General features: G+C 34.4%; 18 protein-coding genes. All 18 read right to left on the bottom strand.

The annotated features are described in order from the left end of the window. Positions 1–24 precede the first annotated feature (24 nt). The 18 genes from BLV37_RS01090 to BLV37_RS01005 all read right to left on the bottom strand — a co-directional run bounded on the left by BLV37_RS01090 (position 25) and on the right by BLV37_RS01005 (position 17,451). Positions 25–720, bottom strand: a complete 696-nt coding sequence (locus BLV37_RS01090; protein ID WP_091726064.1) for a response regulator transcription factor — start codon at positions 718–720, stop codon at positions 25–27. A 61-nt stretch (positions 721–781) separates the two neighbouring features. Next, the gene (locus tag BLV37_RS01085) at positions 782–2,968 is read right to left on the bottom strand and encodes a DNA topoisomerase III (RefSeq protein WP_091726493.1); all 2,187 of its coding nucleotides are present in this window, start codon (positions 2,966–2,968) and stop codon (positions 782–784) included. A gap of 22 nt (positions 2,969–2,990) precedes the next feature. Then, a complete protein-coding gene (locus BLV37_RS01080) occupies positions 2,991–4,919 on the bottom strand; it encodes an ABC-F family ATP-binding cassette domain-containing protein (protein WP_091726060.1) in 1,929 nt (642 codons plus the stop codon). 260 nt (positions 4,920–5,179) lie between these two features. After that, a complete protein-coding gene (locus BLV37_RS01075; RefSeq protein WP_091726057.1) occupies positions 5,180–5,467 on the bottom strand; it encodes a sodium ion-translocating decarboxylase subunit beta in 288 nt (95 codons plus the stop codon). A 28-nt stretch (positions 5,468–5,495) separates the two neighbouring features. Then, complete coding sequence (locus BLV37_RS01070) at positions 5,496–5,936, bottom strand: NUDIX domain-containing protein (RefSeq protein ID WP_091726055.1); 441 nt, start codon at positions 5,934–5,936, stop codon at positions 5,496–5,498. 213 nt (positions 5,937–6,149) lie between these two features. Beyond that, positions 6,150–7,454 carry a DUF4179 domain-containing protein gene (locus tag BLV37_RS01065; protein WP_091726052.1) on the bottom strand — a complete coding sequence of 435 codons (1,305 nt, stop codon included), beginning with the start codon at positions 7,452–7,454 and terminating at the stop codon, positions 6,150–6,152. Continuing rightward, positions 7,441–7,902 (bottom strand): RNA polymerase sigma factor, encoded by a 462-nt coding sequence (locus BLV37_RS01060; RefSeq protein ID WP_425287115.1) that lies wholly within the window; start codon positions 7,900–7,902, stop codon positions 7,441–7,443. The genes BLV37_RS01065 and BLV37_RS01060 overlap by 14 nt, the downstream gene beginning before the upstream one ends. Before the next feature lie 192 nt (positions 7,903–8,094). Continuing rightward, positions 8,095–8,619: a GNAT family N-acetyltransferase gene (locus BLV37_RS01055; protein ID WP_091726048.1), complete on the bottom strand. Its 525-nt coding sequence runs from the start codon at positions 8,617–8,619 to the stop codon at positions 8,095–8,097. A 20-nt stretch (positions 8,620–8,639) separates the two neighbouring features. Beyond that, positions 8,640–9,491: a GNAT family N-acetyltransferase gene (locus tag BLV37_RS01050; RefSeq protein WP_091726046.1), complete on the bottom strand. Its 852-nt coding sequence runs from the start codon at positions 9,489–9,491 to the stop codon at positions 8,640–8,642. Between the two features lie 18 nt (positions 9,492–9,509). Next, a complete protein-coding gene (gene mnmL, locus BLV37_RS01045) occupies positions 9,510–10,433 on the bottom strand; it encodes a tRNA modification radical SAM protein MnmL/YtqA (protein WP_091726043.1) in 924 nt (307 codons plus the stop codon). A 17-nt stretch (positions 10,434–10,450) separates the two neighbouring features. After that, a complete protein-coding gene (locus tag BLV37_RS01040; protein ID WP_091726040.1) occupies positions 10,451–10,681 on the bottom strand; it encodes a thioredoxin family protein in 231 nt (76 codons plus the stop codon). Between the two features lie 87 nt (positions 10,682–10,768). Beyond that, positions 10,769–11,701 carry a CobW family GTP-binding protein gene (locus BLV37_RS01035; protein ID WP_091726037.1) on the bottom strand — a complete coding sequence of 311 codons (933 nt, stop codon included), beginning with the start codon at positions 11,699–11,701 and terminating at the stop codon, positions 10,769–10,771. Positions 11,702–11,897: 196 nt separating this feature from the next. Continuing rightward, positions 11,898–12,254: a DUF1667 domain-containing protein gene (locus BLV37_RS01030; protein WP_091726035.1), complete on the bottom strand. Its 357-nt coding sequence runs from the start codon at positions 12,252–12,254 to the stop codon at positions 11,898–11,900. Position 12,255: 1 nt separating this feature from the next. Further along, positions 12,256–13,518 carry an NAD(P)/FAD-dependent oxidoreductase gene (locus BLV37_RS01025; RefSeq protein WP_091726032.1) on the bottom strand — a complete coding sequence of 421 codons (1,263 nt, stop codon included), beginning with the start codon at positions 13,516–13,518 and terminating at the stop codon, positions 12,256–12,258. Positions 13,519–13,530: 12 nt separating this feature from the next. Then, complete coding sequence (locus tag BLV37_RS01020) at positions 13,531–14,973, bottom strand: NAD(P)/FAD-dependent oxidoreductase (protein WP_091726029.1); 1,443 nt, start codon at positions 14,971–14,973, stop codon at positions 13,531–13,533. Positions 14,974–15,128: 155 nt separating this feature from the next. Next, positions 15,129–16,628, bottom strand: coding sequence for a glycerol kinase GlpK (gene glpK, locus BLV37_RS01015; RefSeq protein ID WP_091726026.1), 1,500 nt, complete (start codon positions 16,626–16,628; stop codon positions 15,129–15,131). Positions 16,629–16,708: 80 nt separating this feature from the next. After that, positions 16,709–17,041: a Lin0368 family putative glycerol transporter subunit gene (locus tag BLV37_RS01010; protein ID WP_091726024.1), complete on the bottom strand. Its 333-nt coding sequence runs from the start codon at positions 17,039–17,041 to the stop codon at positions 16,709–16,711. 62 nt (positions 17,042–17,103) lie between these two features. Further along, positions 17,104–17,451 carry a Lin0368 family putative glycerol transporter subunit gene (locus BLV37_RS01005; RefSeq protein WP_091726022.1) on the bottom strand — a complete coding sequence of 116 codons (348 nt, stop codon included), beginning with the start codon at positions 17,449–17,451 and terminating at the stop codon, positions 17,104–17,106. Positions 17,452–17,779: the final 328 nt, after the last annotated feature.

Below are 17,779 nucleotides of genomic sequence, written 5' to 3'. Positions count from 1 at the left end.
GCTCCTCTGTCCTATTATTATCATCTATCTGCTCCAGTTGCTTACCATCTTGTAGCCCTGTCCTCTTTTGGTCTCTATAGCATCATCTATTCCTATTTCCTCTAATCTTTTTCTAAGTCTTGTAATGTTTACTGAAAGCGTATTATCATCTACAAAGTCTATATCATTCCATAGTATTTCTAGCAGCTCTTCTCTTGAAACTATCTGGTTAACACTTTTAAGCAGAGAATACAGCAGCAAAAATTCTTTACTGCTAAGCTCAGTTTTTCTGCCACTATACTCTATAATATTCTGGTGAACGTGCATATACAAGCCATCTACTTCATATACCTCGTTATGATTATTTTCAGAGTACTCTCCATAAACCCTTCTAATAACTCCCTTTATTTTTACTATAAGCAAATCATAGGAAAATGGCTTGGTTATATAATCATCTCCCCCATTTTCTATAGCCATGACCTGATCCATATCTGAGCCTCTGGCTGAAATGAATATAATAGGCACCTTAGAAACAGTCCTTATATCTCTACACCAGTAGAAGCCATCATAGTACGGTAGGTTAATATCCATTAGAACTAAATGAGGGCTATGATTAATAAACTCTTTTTTAATCTGCGAGAAATCTTCCACTATACAGGTTTCATACCCGTACTTCTCTAGATGGTTTTTTATTAGCTCTTGAAGCTTTTTATCATCTTCAATTACCATAATTTTATACATTAATAACACCTCTGCTTAAACCTCTACCTTAACTGTATCCTAACTTGTTTCATAAACATGCTTATTTTAGCTTAAGCTTAGACAACGCATCTGCAAGAGCTGAGTTAATCGGCTCATCGTTGCTTTTGCCTTGTTCTCTAAGATACCTTGATACATCTCTTTTTGAAACTGTATTCTTTGATTCCTTTCTTCTCTCGTTAAAAGCTGATAATTTTTCCCTATATCCGCAGCTACATACAAATATTTGTCCTTCTCCCTCTCCATGAAGCTGGAGCTTCTTTCTGCAATTCGGACATCTAGCATTTGTTTCTTTAGAAATGTTTTTTCTGTGTCCACACTCTCTATCCTGGCATATGAGCATCTTGCCCTTTTTTCCGTTTACCTCAAGCATATACTTCCCACACTCAGGGCATTTAGTTCTGGTAAGATTGTCATGTCTAAATGTGTCTTCGCTTATCTTTATCTCTTCTACAACCACTTTAGCATAGCTTTTCATTTCGTTTATAAAAGCATTTTTGTTTAATTTCCCCTTTGAAATAGCTCCTAGCTTTTGCTCCCACTCTGCTGTTAGTGTTGGTGATTTTAGGTCTTCTGGTACTAGCTCAAGAAGCTGTTTTCCTTTAGACGTAATGAATATATCCTTTCCCTTCTTTTCTATTAAAAATGTATTAAATAACTTTTCAATAATATCTGCTCTTGTGGCTACTGTACCTATACCACCTGCTTCTCCTATTATCTTAATTAGAGATTTGTCTTCACCCTCCATATACCTTTTAGGATTTTCCATAGCTGAAAGCAAGGTTCCTTCATTAAAAGGTGCTGGGGGCTTAGTCTTACCCTTTGTCTGTGTAATTGAGGAAATTTTAAGTGTCTCTCCTTTATTTATATTGGGCAATATTTGTTCTCCCATATCCTCTTCAGTATCTTCTTCAAAGTTATTTGAATATACTTCCTTCCAGCCCTGAGCTATGACTGTCTTTCCTTTAGCAATAAAGCTCTCATCTCCAATCTTAGCTTTTATGGAAGTCTCTTCATATTCAAATGGAGGATACAATACTGCTAAAAATCTCTTTACAACTAAGTCATATATCTTTCGTTCTCTATCATTTAGTTCGCTTAACAAAACCTTCTGCTCTGTTGGTATAATAGCATGATGGTCAGAAACCTTACTATCGTCAACAAAGGATTTATTCTCTTTTATAGAGCTTCTTAAGAGCTTAGAGGCTATAGCTGTATACGGTCCTACACTGCAGGCTTTTATTCTGTCCTTCAAGGTATCTACTATATCTCTAGAAATATATCTAGAGTCAGTTCTTGGATAAGTAAGTACCTTGTAACTCTCATATAGTCTTTGCATAATAGATAATGTTTCCTTTGCTGAATATCCAAATATCCTATTTGCATCTCTCTGTAATTCTGTTAAATCATATAGTCCAGGAGAGAAGCTTTTTTTATAGGATTTTTCAACATTTATTACCTCTGCATCCTTGCCTTTAATAGTTGAAAGTATTTTATGGCATTTGTCTTTATCAAAGGTTTTTATATCTTTTGTATGATTATCCTGCCATGTCAAGGTTAAGTCTTTTGATAAAGCTATAAGTCCATAATAGTCTCTAGACTTAAAGTTCTGTATTTCCTCTTCTCGCTTTGCAATCATGGCAAGAGTTGGAGTCTGGACTCTTCCACAGGATAGTTGTGCATTATATTTGCAGGTTAGGGCACGAGTAGCATTTATGCCTACTATCCAATCAGCTTCAGCACGTGCTACCGCTGATGCATAAAGATTTTCGTATTCTTTTCCATCCTTTAATTTGCTAAAGCCTTCTTTTATAGCCTTATCTGTAACTGAAGATATCCAAAGTCGTTTAATGGGCTTCCTTACATTGGCCTTTTCTATTATCCATCTTGCAACAAGCTCTCCTTCTCTTCCTGCATCAGTAGCTATTACAATTTCATTTATATCTTTCCTATGCATTTGCTCCTTAACAGTTTGAAATTGTTTCCCACTTTGTCTTATGACAACTAGCTTAAGTGGTGAAGGAAGCATAGGTAAGTCCTCAAGCTTCCATTCCTTATACCTTTTGTCGTATTCCTCAGGATCTGCTAATGTAACTAAATGACCTAAGGCCCAAGTTACTACATATTTATTTCCTTCCAAAAATCCATTTCTTTGATTATTGCAGTTTAAAACCTTTGCTATATCCCTAGCTACACTTGGTTTTTCAGCTAATACTAAAGTTTTACTCATATCTACATTCCTTTCAGCGAAACTATTGTCTCTTGTTATTTTCAATTCTTTCAGCTAATTCGTTTAAATAAATCCATCTTTGCATTTTTTCATCTAGCTCATTTTCTAGTTCCTCTTTTTGGGCTAATAGCTCTTGTAGAAGAATATAATCAGCGGACGCCTGGTTAATAGCCTCCTCTACACCCTGTATTTTTTCTTCTAATTGTGCAATTATGTCATCTATTTTTTCATACTCTATTTGTTCTTTATATGTGAATTTCAGTGGCTTTTCTCTTGCTTTTTCGGAGCTGCTCTTGCTGGATTGACTAAAATCCTTATTAGAGACATCTTTGTTCTTTCCTGATGTTGAATTGTGAATGTTGTCATCACTGTCTGTATAGTAATCTTCTTTAATTCCCGTATAGTTACCCGTATATTGTTTTATCCTTCCATTTTCACCGAAAACAAAGATTTTCTCTACCATTTTATCTAAAAAGTATCTATCGTGAGAAACAGCAATAACTGCTCCCTGAAAGTCCTCTAGGTAATCCTCTAATATTGTAAGAGTTTCAATATCTAAATCATTGGTTGGCTCGTCTAAAAGGAGTACATTTGGAGCATCCATAAGTACTCTCAATAAATGTAATCTTCTTTTTTCTCCACCAGAAAGCTTAGCTACCTGAGTCCATTGCTCATGAGAAGAGAATAAGAATCTCTCCAGCATTTGTGAAGCACTTATTTTTTGACCCTCTGCTGTAGATAAAAACTCCCCACCTTCTCTAATATATTCTATAACTCTTAAGCTATCATCCATATGATAGGTTTCTTGAGAGAATACTCCGATCCTTACTGTTTCTCCTATGTCTACCTTCCCATTATCAGGCTCTAGTCTTTTACTTATTATGTTAATAAGTGTTGATTTTCCGCTTCCATTCGGACCTATTATTCCCACTCTGTCATCTCTTAAGACTGTGTAGCTAAAATCATCTATTACTTTTTTATCATCAAAGGACTTATTGATATGCTCTAACTCTATTACCTTTCTTCCAAGACGGCTACTTGCTACTGATATATCTAGCTTCTCATCAGTTAAGTCTATGGCTTTCTCATTTAGATTTTCAAAACGCTCTATTCTTGCTTTTTGTTTAGTAGTTCGTGCCTTTGCGCCTCTCATTATCCATGCTAGCTCTTTTCTCAATAAGCTTTGCCTTTTTCTTTCGGTGGCTGCTTCCATTTCTTCTCTTTCTAGTTTTTTCTCCAGATAATAATTATAGTTCCCCTTGTACATGTGAAGATTTCCATTGTCCAATTGAACTATTCCATTAACTACTCTATCTAAAAAATATCTATCATGAGTTACCATTAAAAGGGCGCCTTTTCTCTTGCTTAGATATTCCTCTAGCCAATCTATTGTATCATTGTCCAGATGGTTGGTTGGTTCATCTAAAATAAGTAATTCAGCGGGGTTTATCAGGGCGGATGCTAATGCTATTCTCTTTCTTTGTCCTCCTGATAATGTACCTACCTTTACTCCAAAATCTAATATCCCTAGCTTTGTCAGTACTGCCTTTGCTTCGCTTTCTATTTGCCATGCGTTTGCTGCGTCCATATCACTTGTAAGCTTTGTAATTATTTCAACTGGAGTATCTGGATTTTGAACAGCCTTTTCATATTCTCTAATTATTCTCATAACATCTGAGTTACCCTTGAAAACCTGTCCTAGAACTGTGGCTTCAGGATCAAAATCAGGATTTTGTGAAAGGTATTCTATCCTAACTGAGCTGCCTTTTATTATCCTTCCTTCATCTGGCGTTTCTACTCCTGCTATTATTTTTAACAATGTAGACTTCCCTGTTCCATTTACTCCTATAACACCTATTTTGTCGCCTTCATTTATTCCAAAGCTTATATTATTAAGCAATTGCTTTTCACTATAGCTTTTTGAAAGATTCTCTATGCTCATAAGGTTCATATTATCTTTCCTTCCTATTCATTGGTTTATATTTTCTTTATAACACATGTATTAAAAAAGAGCAAATGCGACAGGATGGGCATGTTTCCTATCGCATTTGTATTATATGTAGATAAAAAACATTAAAAAACCTCATTATATCACCCTTACTTTAGATTAAATACGTGCTAAAAATCCTATTCCCTATTTAATAACTTGTGGTATGCATTTGTTTTTTCGATTATTTTATCATTTATATAATTCTTTTCTTAAATTTATTACTATTTCATTGATCTTTTAACAATAAATAAGTATATAATCCCTGCTATTGTAAGCAATGAAAATATGCCTATAGCTAAATTAAAAGATGGTTGGCTTGCAATAAAAATAGCTGTTGGTCCATCTGCACCGCCTATAATTCCTATGGAGCTTGCATTATTTACATCTTTATTCAATTTATAAGATAAATACATAGGTAGTAAAAAATTAAATCCCAATCTTATAACAGTTATCAATCCAGTTATTACAGTAAGTACAGCAACTATTTTTGTTAATTTATCTTTTCTCAATTTTCATTCACTCCAGTTCAACATATATTTAAATAACACCCATACTTATTAGCTTATCCTTGATACGCTTCATAGATGGAAAGAATTGCTCTCTTTTTATATTATCATTCCATTTACCTTCATCATCTAGGGGGCACCACACTAATTCTAGTATTTTTCTATAAGAAACCATTTCTGTTCCTATTTTTTCTACACTGTCCTTTTTAGGAATACAGAGGAACGTAACATATCTTTTATACACATCACTACCTTCTCTATTATCATCAAATAATACCTCTATAATATCAACAGCTAAATTTGTTTCCTCTTCAATCTCACGCTTAATACATTCCTCTTCTGTTTCATTGTTTTCTAGACCACCTCCAGGGAGCATCCAGTATTCTTCTTTTCTACGGTAATTATACTGCTTCAATATGAGAATGCATCCATCCTTTAAAATAATACCCTGACATCTTACTTTTCTATCCATTTTGTCCTCCCCTTAGTATAGTATTTAAAATTATAACAATTTTCTAGCTTATTAACTTAATACTTCTATAAAAGCTGTATCTTTCCTGCTATTTTTTGTTTTTGAAATAGCATAAGTATATAGAATAAAGAAAATATGCAAACAAATAAGACAAAGAAATTTTCTTTGTCCTATTTGCACTTCTTTTTTATCTCATGCTTTAATACTAAGATTTTAGTCTATAGGTATGTCAATAGTTTTGTTATATGGTTCTGTATAAGTCATTTTTTCTACGCTTAATTTATAATTATCACCTATTTGAGGAAAGCGTAGAGTTCTAGTATGCATAATGCTTCCATCCTTTAGCTTTTCAATGTCACTATTAATAGTTTCTTCAAGTGCTACTCTTTCTCCATCTACTATAAGTCCTACTTTCGTAAGGATTATATCATCTCTAGTAGTTATTGTAACGTATGTGTTTCCTTCTGATTGGGATATTTCATTTATCTGTATATTTTGTCCTAAGGCTTGTATTTCTTGATTATTGGATTCTTTGTCAATGTCTACCTTCTTGTTCACATCTCTATCCACAGAAAAGCTTACAATATTTAACTTAATGGATTCTAAGTCCTCTGGCAAAGCATCATATTCACTGTGAAATCTAATGCCCTTCATATCTGTACTTATTCCCCCACCTTGATGGTCTATTTCTTGATCATTTGCAATTAATTTTATATCTATATTTTTAGGACGAAGTCTTTCACCTAGTATTTGTTCCTTTCCTAGTTCTATAATGTTTTGTATTGAGCCGTATAAAACAGTTTTTGTTGGAGATGCCACTATTGATTCTAAATGGATTTTTGTATCCCCAGCTTTTATGGTTTTATTTATGCTTTGTTTTAATGTGTGACCCATTGCCTTGCTTGGATCAACCTTAAAGCTAATCTCTCCTTTTTCGCTGCTATTCTTATCAAATAATACAAGCTCTAATCTTAATGTTTTCTCAAATGCAGAAGGTTTTTCGAAGCTATGAATCCAATTTATTTCGGTTTTTTCATCATTCATTTCACCCTGTCCGCTCTTTGGATAATATTCTTTAAAAAATCCTTTTATAATCATACGTGGACCAAGAATATGATCAACATTCCCCTTTGGGTCCTTAACCGTATAGAAAGCTAAAAACTGGTTTTCGTCAACCATTATCCCATCTAGTATTACAGATAAACCGTTTTTGAAAGTATAGCTTTTCCCTATGGGCTGACCCTTTCCTAATTCATTTAACTGTCTTAGAGTTCCATTCATTACTTGGTCGTATCCAAGAAGTTTTTTCCCATAGTATGCAAGAGCATTAAAATTGTACCCAATCAGCAAAAATAGGATACAAGCAGCTGCTACTATGGGTTTCCAGTTTCTCTTCTTTACTTTAGGTGAAGAGCTGCTTTCTAACGCTTTATATAACCTGGATTCTAGCTCCTCTGGTACTTGAATTTTGTTTATATCATTCTTATTCTCAATTAATATTTTCTCAATGTCTTTCATAATAATCACCTCCAAGGCTTTCCTTTAATTTGTTAAGACCTATAGAAATACGTGATTTTACTGTTCCTAAAGGTATTTTTAATATCTCCGCTATGGTCTGATAATCTAAGTCTAAATAATATCTAAGCTTTATAACCTCTTGGTGCTTTTCATTTAACCTTGATAAATGTTCCTCTACTAAAAGCTGTTCTTCTTTTTCTTTTAATCTAGCTTCACAGCCTTCTTCTACAGTGTTATCTAAGGGAATTGTCTTGCTTTTGTCCTTTAAAAGCTTTTTACAGCAGTTCACTAAAATAGTTTTACTCCAGCTATAAAAGGCCTCTGGCTTTTTTAGCTGATAAATCTTTTCATATAAAATTAATATCATTTCTGACATAGCATCTAATGCATCTTCTTTGTTTTTCATGTATATAAAAGCCAGCTTATAGTATTCCTGTTTTTGAGCCATAATTAATCCAACTAGTGCTTCTTTATCACCTTTTTTTGCTTTTCTCACTTGTATCTCTATGTCCACCTTTACACCCTCTTTCATATATAAGAGTATATCATTATAGAAAAAGTTCATTCTAAATATATTTTTTATAAATAAAAAAAGAATCCTTATTCATGGATCCTTTCTCTTCTTCTACATCTACACCTTCTACTTTTCAAGACTCTCGTATTCCTCTTTAGTAATATTAAAATATTTAAGCTCTAATCCAAAAAGCTCTATATCTTTTATGTACTTAAGCCCTAGCTTTTCTATTACATTTATTGAGGCTTTATTTAAATACTTTGCTAGAGCTATTATATGGTCAAAATCTAGTTTTTCAAATGCATATTTAAGAGATGCTTTTGCTGCTTCTGTAGCATAGCCCTTTCCTCTAGCATGCTTTCCAAATGCGTATAAAACCTCTGTTTCTGATAAGTCACTAATAAAGTTCAATCCACAATGGCCTAATAAGCAGTCACTTTCCTTATCTACAACAGCCCATATACCATAATTGTATTTCTCCCAATGCTTTAATATATAATTCATAAATCTTTCTGTCTCTTCTAAGGTATGCCCCTCTCCCTTTGGAAGCCACTTACCAACCTCATCTTCTCCCATAATAAGAGCATAGGCTTCTAAGTCCTTTTCCAAATTAAAATGACGCAGATATAATCTTTCAGTTTCAATCCTCATGTATTGTCCCCCTTAATATTTTATAATGTATGATACATTTCATATTGTGAAATCAAATCTTTAGTAAAGCTAAGACGTTTTACAAAGCCTAGAAGATTTGCATTGTTAGAGAAGCTTATCATTAGCTTTCCTATATTAAGCTCTCTTACTGCATAGCTTATAAGACTCTTCCCTATGTCCTGATGACGTAGCTCAGGACTAATCCAAATAAAACTAATCTTACCCCTTGTATGAATGCTTAAACCTCCCATAAGCTTATCACTCTTAAATACGCCATAATGAACCTGTTCTTCTAGCTTCTCAATATAATCAAAATCATTCTGCCAATTAATATGTATGTCTGTGATTTGATGGCTTAAGGTTCTTAGAGTGTTTATATCTATTTCTCTGATGCTTACAGTGTCTGGGATAAAAGCCTCCAGCTCTAAAGGATTATCGTGAGAATAATAGAATATATCATAAACCTTTTCGTAGCCCTTGCTTTTGTAGAAGTTAATCGCACGATCATTGCCTACTATAACCTCTAGAAACATTTGCTTACATCCATTGTTTAAGGCTATTTCCTTATGAAGATGAAAAAGCTTTTTTCCTACCTCAGTGCCTCTATAATCTGGATGAATGCAAAGAGCACCACATCTAAGTGTTTTTATACCTTCATATGTTTTTATGCCCCCTAAGTTAAGCCCTACTGGCTCATCTCCATCAAGGGCTATAATAGAATGCTCGTAGCTATTGCCTTCTGGTCCAAAAAAACGTTTAACGAAAAAATCCTTTGGCATTTCTGTTTTAATAATATAATCAGAAAATCCTATTTGAAACCCACGAAATATAGTATCTACATCTACCTCTGTACACCTTTTATAAATTATCACTTAAATCTCCCCCATTGTTTACTTTTCCCAGGCAATACCCTGGTAGCTATTCCTTCTTTTAAGCTCCATATCAATGCCTGATAGTACTCTAAGCTTGTCTAAGCTCCATAAAGGCTCTACTAACAATGCTCTTTTGCAATCTCCTGTTAATCTATGAATAACCATGTTTGACCGTAGCTGCTCTATACTATCTACTATTAAAGATATATATTCTTCACGAGTTAATATATGAAAGGGAGATTTTTTATAATATTCGTGGAGATCAGTATCCCTTTGTATATATAGCAAGTGAAGCTTTACACCCCAAGTGTTTGTATTGGCTACATATTTTACTGTAGATAGAATCTCTTCTCTTGACTCATTGGGAAGACCAAATATTATGTGAGTCACCACCTTAATATTTCTTTTGTTAAGCTGTTTTATAGCTTCATCATAAGTCTCTAGAGGATACCCCCTCCTAATAAGTTTTATAGTTCTTTCGTGAATTGATTGTAATCCAAGCTCTACCCAGAGAAAAGTTTTCTTATTGATTTCCTCTAGTAGTTCTAGTATTTCTTCGGTTAAGCAATCTGGCCTTGTAGCAATGGCAAGTCCTACTACACCCTCTTGTGATATGGCTAAATTGTATTTCTGCTTTAAATCCTCATAGGTAGAGTAGGTGTTGGTGAAGTTCTGAAAATAGGCAATATATTTACCTTCACTCCACTTTTTTGATAAAAGCTCTTTTTGGCTCTCTATCTGTTTTTCTAAGCTTAAACTTCTAGATGCTGCAAATTCACCTGAGCCTTCTTCTCCACAAAAGATACATCCCTTATCACCTATGGTTCCATCCCTATTTGGGCAAGTGAAGCCTCCATCTAAGGATAGCTTAATTACTTTAGAATTAAACAGCCTTTTCATTTCATAGTTAAAAGAAAGATATCTTTTATCTTCCCACATCATATTATCACTGCCTTTTATTATCTTAAGTATTTTTTAATCTCCTCTGATGATATGACCTTACCTACAACTTTAACTTCATCATCAACTACAAGAGAAGGGGTTTGCATAACTCCATATGCTACCATTTCTCTAATATCAGATATTTTTTCTACTGTCGCATCTATCCCTAGTTCTTTTACTGCTTTTTTTGCATTTTCTTCTAATTTATCGCATTTAGAACATCCTGTGCCAAGTATTTTAATGATCATATGTTTTCCTCCTTAAACTTTTAATATTTAAGATGTTTTTCTATAATCAAAAAGTATCCAAACTTCAATAGTTATATGTTTGTTATGTTATCTTAACTTCATTTCCTCGCCTACTATTTCTTCCCAAGCATTAAATATTGGCTTTATTATTTGTGGTCCTACTCTCGATATTATTACTAATTGAGAGATAGGTTCTTCTCTGTCAGTAGCCTTAAAATCAATCTTTCTGCCAACTACATCGACTTGATTCCATCCATCTTCAAGCTTAAAGAAACCTTTTATTCTATAGCTATGCTGCTTAATCATATCTAAAAATCGAACTAGCTTTTCCTTATTCATTTCTCCTTCATAGGTTAAAGTCAGAGTCTTAGGTTTATTCTCTGGAGAATTTGTAGTGTCTTCTGAGTCTGCCCAATGATTCTCCATAAGATTTTTTTCTAAAAAGTTGTAGTCTAGTTTCCCATTTGTAGCGATTCCAATTTCTGTTTTATAGTTTATTTCCTTTATTTTTTCTTTAATTATATTTAAGGTTTCTCCATCTATTAAATCAACCTTGCTTATAACTGCTAAGTGGCAAAATCTGAGCTGTCTTTCTACGGTTTCTATATCTTCTATTTGATCTAAAAAATTAACTCCATCTACTATACAAATAGCTCCACTATATTCGTACACATGTCCTTTTGCAACCTCTACAGCCTCTAAGAACTCTCCTATATTGGATGGGTCTGCTAATCCTGAGCTTTCAACGAAAACATATTCCATTGATCTATCTGCCATTTCCATAAGTGCAGACACAAATGAAAGCTGTAAACATGAGCAGAAAATTGAGCCTCTATTTATTTCTACAAGCTCCATGCCTTCTTTTTTTATAATCGTTCCATCTATGCCTACTTTCCCAAACTCATTCATAATGACTCCTACTTTCTCTCCCGATAAGTCATTTAAGATATTGGTTAAAAAAGTTGTTTTTCCAGCTCCTAAAAAACCTGTAAGTAAATATAGCTTTGTTTTATTACCCACTTGTTTTCCTCCTTATGTTTGTTCAATATATAATAATTATATCCTCATATATCTATTTATGTATACATATATATAATATTTGTAAGAATTTTGTCAATATTTTAATATACAGGAATCAATCAAGGTTTTTAAACAATATAAAATCCTAGGATATACCTAGGATTTTAATATACATATGTATTGAAAGCGCTAATTTTTAATCCATACTCCTTGAAGCAATTAAATCTACTCCAGTGCCTAATATATCCTTTACAATAATCTGACCTATCCTTACAGGTGCATCAACTTCTAAAGAATTTATAAGTTTCATACATTTAAAGTTCATGTCCTTTGGTATTGCTCTGTTGGTTTTTACAGGTAATCTGCATAACTGTGCATTATTTATCTTGATGGTAGAAGTAATTACTCTAGTAGGGTTAGTCATTTCAAGTATTCCATACTCCTCTCCTCTTTTGCATTGGTTGCCTTTGACTATATATCCCTTAGAACTATTTGCATCTTTAAGGATGTGTAAACGACATCCTATTGGACAAACTATGCATATGGTTTCCATATTACTGTACCTCCTTGTCTAGCTCTACTATTAATATCTCTTCCGTAATATTCTTTAGGAGGTTTACATCTATATTTACTCTCTCCATTTCTCCTGGAGTAATGCTTCTCTTTTTAACACTTCTAATCGCTTCCTCGCCTAGCTTTACATTCATGATAACATTAGAATATACATCATCTGACCTCATGAAAAGAGTTAGGGAATTATCTAGGTTATTTAATCTTATTACCTGAGGTACTATATATCTAATACCTTTTCCTGCTTTTACACTAATGGTTTTATCTGTTTCTCTAAAGGCTTTAGCAATATATTTTGCAGCATTTTTTCCAGCTCTACGTCCTTCTTCACTAACATAATCAACTAAATCATGAACATGAACCACATTGCCACAGGCAAATATTCCTTCTATGGTTGTTTCCATAGATTCGTTTACTATAGGTCCACCAGTTATATTATCTAGCTTTACATTAGCACTATTTGAAAGTTCATTTTCAGGTATCAATCCTACGGAAAGAAGAAGAGTATCACATTCATAATATTTTTCTGTGCCTAAAATCGGTCTTTTGTTTTCGTCTACCCCTGAAACTTCTATGCCTTCAACTCTATCTCTTCCATCTATTCTAGTTATAGTATGGCTGAGCAATAATGGTATGTTATAGTCATGAAGGCACTGAACAATATTTCTTGTAAGTCCTCCTGAGTATGGCATTATCTCTGCTACTCCAATAACCTTTGCTCCTTCTAATGTGAGGCGTCTTGCCATTATAAGCCCAATGTCTCCTGAGCCTAATATAAATACCTTCTTCCCTACCATATATCCTTCCATATTAATGTATCTTTGAGCTGTCCCTGCTGTAAATATTCCTGATGGTCTTGTTCCAGGAATGTTTATTGCTCCTCTCGTTCTTTCTCTGCACCCCATTGAAAGGATTATCGCTTTAGCTTTTATATTTATAAACCCATCTACTGAGTTTATTGCACTTATGACTTTATCCTCTGATATATTTAGTACCATAGTATTAAGCTTATATTCTATATGGAGTTCCTTAACCTTTTCTATAAATCTCTCAGCGTATTCAGGTCCAGTTAATTCCTCCTTAAATTCATGTAATCCAAATCCATTGTGGATACATTGTCCTAATATACCTCCAAGCTCTCTATCCCTTTCAATAATAAGGACCCTGTCGATTCCGTTATTTTTTGCTTCTACTGCTGCAGCTAAACCTGCTGGTCCGCCTCCTATAACTACAATATCGTATTCCATCACCCCACCTCCTTATTCCTTTCCTTTATTAGTTTTGCCCGTTAATATATATGAGCTTTCTCTATCTTTTACTATCTCATCTATATCTTTATTAAGCTCTCTAGCCAGTATCTCAACTACTCTAGGCCCACAGAAGCCTCCTTGACATCTTCCTGTTCCTGGTCTAGCTCTTCTCTTAACTCCATCTATTGTAATTGCTCCTGCATTTCTCCTAATAATATCTATTATCTCTCCTTCTGTGATGTTTTCACATCTGCATATTATCCTTCCAAAGCTAGGCTCTTTTTTAATTAGCTCTGCTTTTTCTATGCTATTTAGCTTATGAAATCTAATAACCTTTCTCCTTCTTGGATTAAAATCATCTCTCTCCTTGAGATTTTGGGTTAGACCTTTCACTATTCCGGTTACATACTCTGCTATAGCTGGTGCTGATGATAGGCCAGGTGATTTTATACCTGCAACATTTATAAATCCTTTAGCATCACTTGCTTCTCCAATAATAAAATCTCCAGTGCTTACCTCTGCTCTTATTCCTGCATAGGTTGTTATTACTTTATTTACGGGTACATTGGAAGCTGAATCTCTGGAGATTTCTTTTATATAGTTTAGGCTTTCTGTAGTTGTTGATACATCTTCTTTGTCCTCTATATCTTTTGCATCAGGCCCTATTAGCATATTTCCATGGATTGTTGGAGTTATCAGTATGCCTTTCCCTACCTTTGTAGGACATTGGAATACTACAGTATTGACAAAGTCTCCCACACTTTTGTCTAATACAAAATACTGTCCCTTTCTTGGTGTTATTGTAAATGTGTTCTTTGATACCATGCTATTTATTTTATCTGCATAAACTCCTGCACAATTTATTACATATTCAGAGTCTATTTCAGCTTTATTTGTAAATATTCTATAGCCTGATTCTAGTCTTTTTATGTCTACCACTTCAGTATTTAGCATTATCTCTACTCCGTTATCAGCTGCGTTTTCTACTAAGGCTATGGTTAGCTCCCATGGGCTAATGATTCCACAGGTAGGCGCATATAAGGCCCCTACTATTGATTCGTTTAAGTTTGGTTCCATTTCCCTTACTTTATCACCATCTATTATCTCTAAGCCCGTTATATTGTTGGCTAGTCCCCGCTTATACAACTCCTCTATGGTTTGCATATCATCCTCATTAAAGCCTACAACAAATGAACCAATTCTTTTAAACTCAACATCTAGCTCCTCACATATTTTGTCGAACATTGGATTTCCAACTGAGTTGAATCTTGCCATGTTTGTCCCCTGTTTAGCATCATATCCAGCGTGGATTATTGCACTATTTGCCTTTGATGCTCCATTAGATACATCATTTTCCTTGTCTATTAATACAATGTTAAGCTCATATCTAGCTAACTCTCTTGCAATAAATGCTCCTATTACACCTGCACCTATTATTGCAATGTCATACATGTCTCCCCCTCCTTTTATGTGAGCTAATACAACAGAAATAAAACCGCACAAATCTACCCCTATTTATCATAGGTATAGAATGTGCGGCTCTCTAGCTCTAGACTTATTTCTAATATTTAAAAATTTTTATCTGTGCTATAAGCTTACTCTATGCCCTATGCTTCTTCCCACTTAAGAGCCTTGCTTACAGCCTTTTTCCATCCATCATATAATGCATTCTTCTTGTCTTCGTCCATTTCATACTCAAATACTCTATCAACATTCCATTTCTTAGCTATTTCTTCTTTGCTTTCCCAGAAATCAACCGCTAGTCCTGCTAGGTACGCAGCACCTAATGCTGTAGTTTCTATTACTTCAGGTCTATGAACAGGAACTCCTAATATATCTGATTGGAACTGCATTAGGAAGTTGTTTGCTACTGCTCCACCATCTACCTTTAGAGCTTGAAGATCTATGCCTGAATCATCCTGCATAGCCTCTAGAACATCTCTTGTTTGATAGCAAATAGATTCTAGTGCTGCTCTAATAATATGATTTCTATTTGCTCCTCTAGTTAAGCCTACGATAGTTCCTCTTGCATACATATCCCAATAAGGAGCTCCTAAGCCAACAAATGCTGGAACCAAATAAACCCCGTTATTATCTTCTACTCTTGTTGCAAAATATTCGCTGTCCTTTGCATTATCGATTAATTTTAGTTCATCTCTTAACCATTGAACTACTGCACCAGCTATAAATATACTTCCCTCTAATGCATACTCAACCTTTCCATCTACTCCCCAAGCTATTGTAGTTAGAAGCCCATTCTTAGATGGAACCATTTCTTCTCCTGTATTCATAAGCATAAAGCAGCCAGTTCCATAAGTATTTTTAGCCATACCAGGCTGGAAGCATGCCTGACCGAACAATGCAGCCTGTTGGTCTCCTGCTATACCTGCTATAGGAATCATCGCTCCGCCAAATGTAGCCTCATCTGTGTATCCATAGATTTCACTAGATGGTCTAGCTTCTGGAAGCATTGATTTTGGAATATTTAATTCTTCTAATATTTTATCATCCCACTTAAGATCTCTTATATTATAAAGCATAGTTCTGGAAGCATTTGAATAATCAGTTACATGAACCTTCCCTCTTGTAAGATTCCAGATAAGCCATGTGTCAATATTACCAAATAACAAATCTCCGCTTTCTGCTTTTTCTCTAGCTCCCTCTACATTATCTAGTATCCACTTAACCTTTGTTCCTGAAAAGTATGCATCTACAACAAGTCCTGTATTTTCTCTTATATATTCCTCAAGTCCTCTAGCTTTTAAAGCATCGCATATAGAAGCAGTTCTTCTGCATTGCCAGACTATTGCGTTATATACTGGTTTACCTGTGTTTTTGTCCCACACAACTGTAGTTTCTCTTTGATTTGTTATACCTATTGCAGCAACCTCTTCTGGTCTAACACCTGCTGTTTCTAAAACTTCTCTAGCTACTCCACTTTGAGTTCCCCATATTTCCATAGGATCATGCTCTACCCATCCTGCTTTAGGATATATCTGTGTAAATTCTTTTTGAGCAACTCCTACTATTTTGCCATCATAGTCAAATAGTACTGCTCTTGAGCTTGTCGTACCCTGGTCAAAGGCCAAAACATATTTCTTTTCCATATCGTACCCTCCTATTTTAAGTTTAGTTCTTATGCACCTAATATTCAAGCATGTTTTTTATAACAAAATAGAAGCTTTTGTTATAAAAAGCAGGATAATATATATCCTCCTAAGGTGCCTCCTAATAATGCTACTATATAATTTGGAACTCCCTTTCCAAACTTATCTCCACTCACTACTGAAGCTGTGAAAAGTCCGATTCCTGCTGCCCAAGCCATATCTATCCATGCACCTGTTTGATGAATCATACTAACACCATGGTTTAATGTCCAAGCAGTTCCAACTATGAAGCCTGCTGCCATCCATCCCCCTATGTTTCCCCAGTTTTCGCACATTTTGCCCCATAAGAGCCTAATTAGAAATGGGAATATAAACGCTCCCACAAATGTAGCTATTCCATATTGAAATGTCATATTTGACCCCCCTTTTAACAAATTTCGTATTATCGATTAACTTTTTCTTTGAATCTGCTGTTTTATTTAGCTGCAAGATATTTCTCTAGCTTAGCCGCTGCAAATCCACCAGCTATACCACCTATTAAAACTATTATTAATGTTGGTAATGCATCGATAAACACCTGTCCTCCGTTCATAAATACGTCTCTCATTGTACCCGCCATACCTATACCTACTGCCATGTCTACAAATGCACCATCTTGATTAACTAAACCTACTGCATGGTTTAGGAACCACATTGTTCCGATTATAATAAGTCCTGCAAACCATCCTCCAGCGATTCCATATGCTCCTGCAAATGCTCCCCAAACACTCATAACAAAAATTCCAGCTATGGCAGTTCCAATAATTGTACCAATATGCTTCATTGTTACACCCCCTTATTTTTTGTTATTATAGCGTTTGTCATAACTTGCAACGCTTGAAATCACTGTGTTCTATACAGTGATTTTTTCTTATCACTCAAAAATATTTCTATTTTCAAAAAGGGTTTTCGCCTCTTTATGTCAAATAATATAAGTACCACCAAATATTATATTAAGGAGGCGAAGCCCTTGTTTGAACGTCAATTAATCTTTAATAACATTGATTTATTTACATCTAATAGCAAAACAAAATTTTATGAAAAAATCTTCGATATCATTGATTTGTCTAGTTTCCCAAAATATCATTCGTCTAAAGTTGGACCTACTGGTT

The organism is Proteiniborus ethanoligenes (assembly GCF_900107485.1).
In the GTDB taxonomy this organism is placed as follows: domain Bacteria; phylum Bacillota; class Clostridia; order Tissierellales; family Proteiniboraceae; genus Proteiniborus; species Proteiniborus ethanoligenes.
This window is presented reverse-complemented; position numbering and strand designations above follow the sequence as displayed.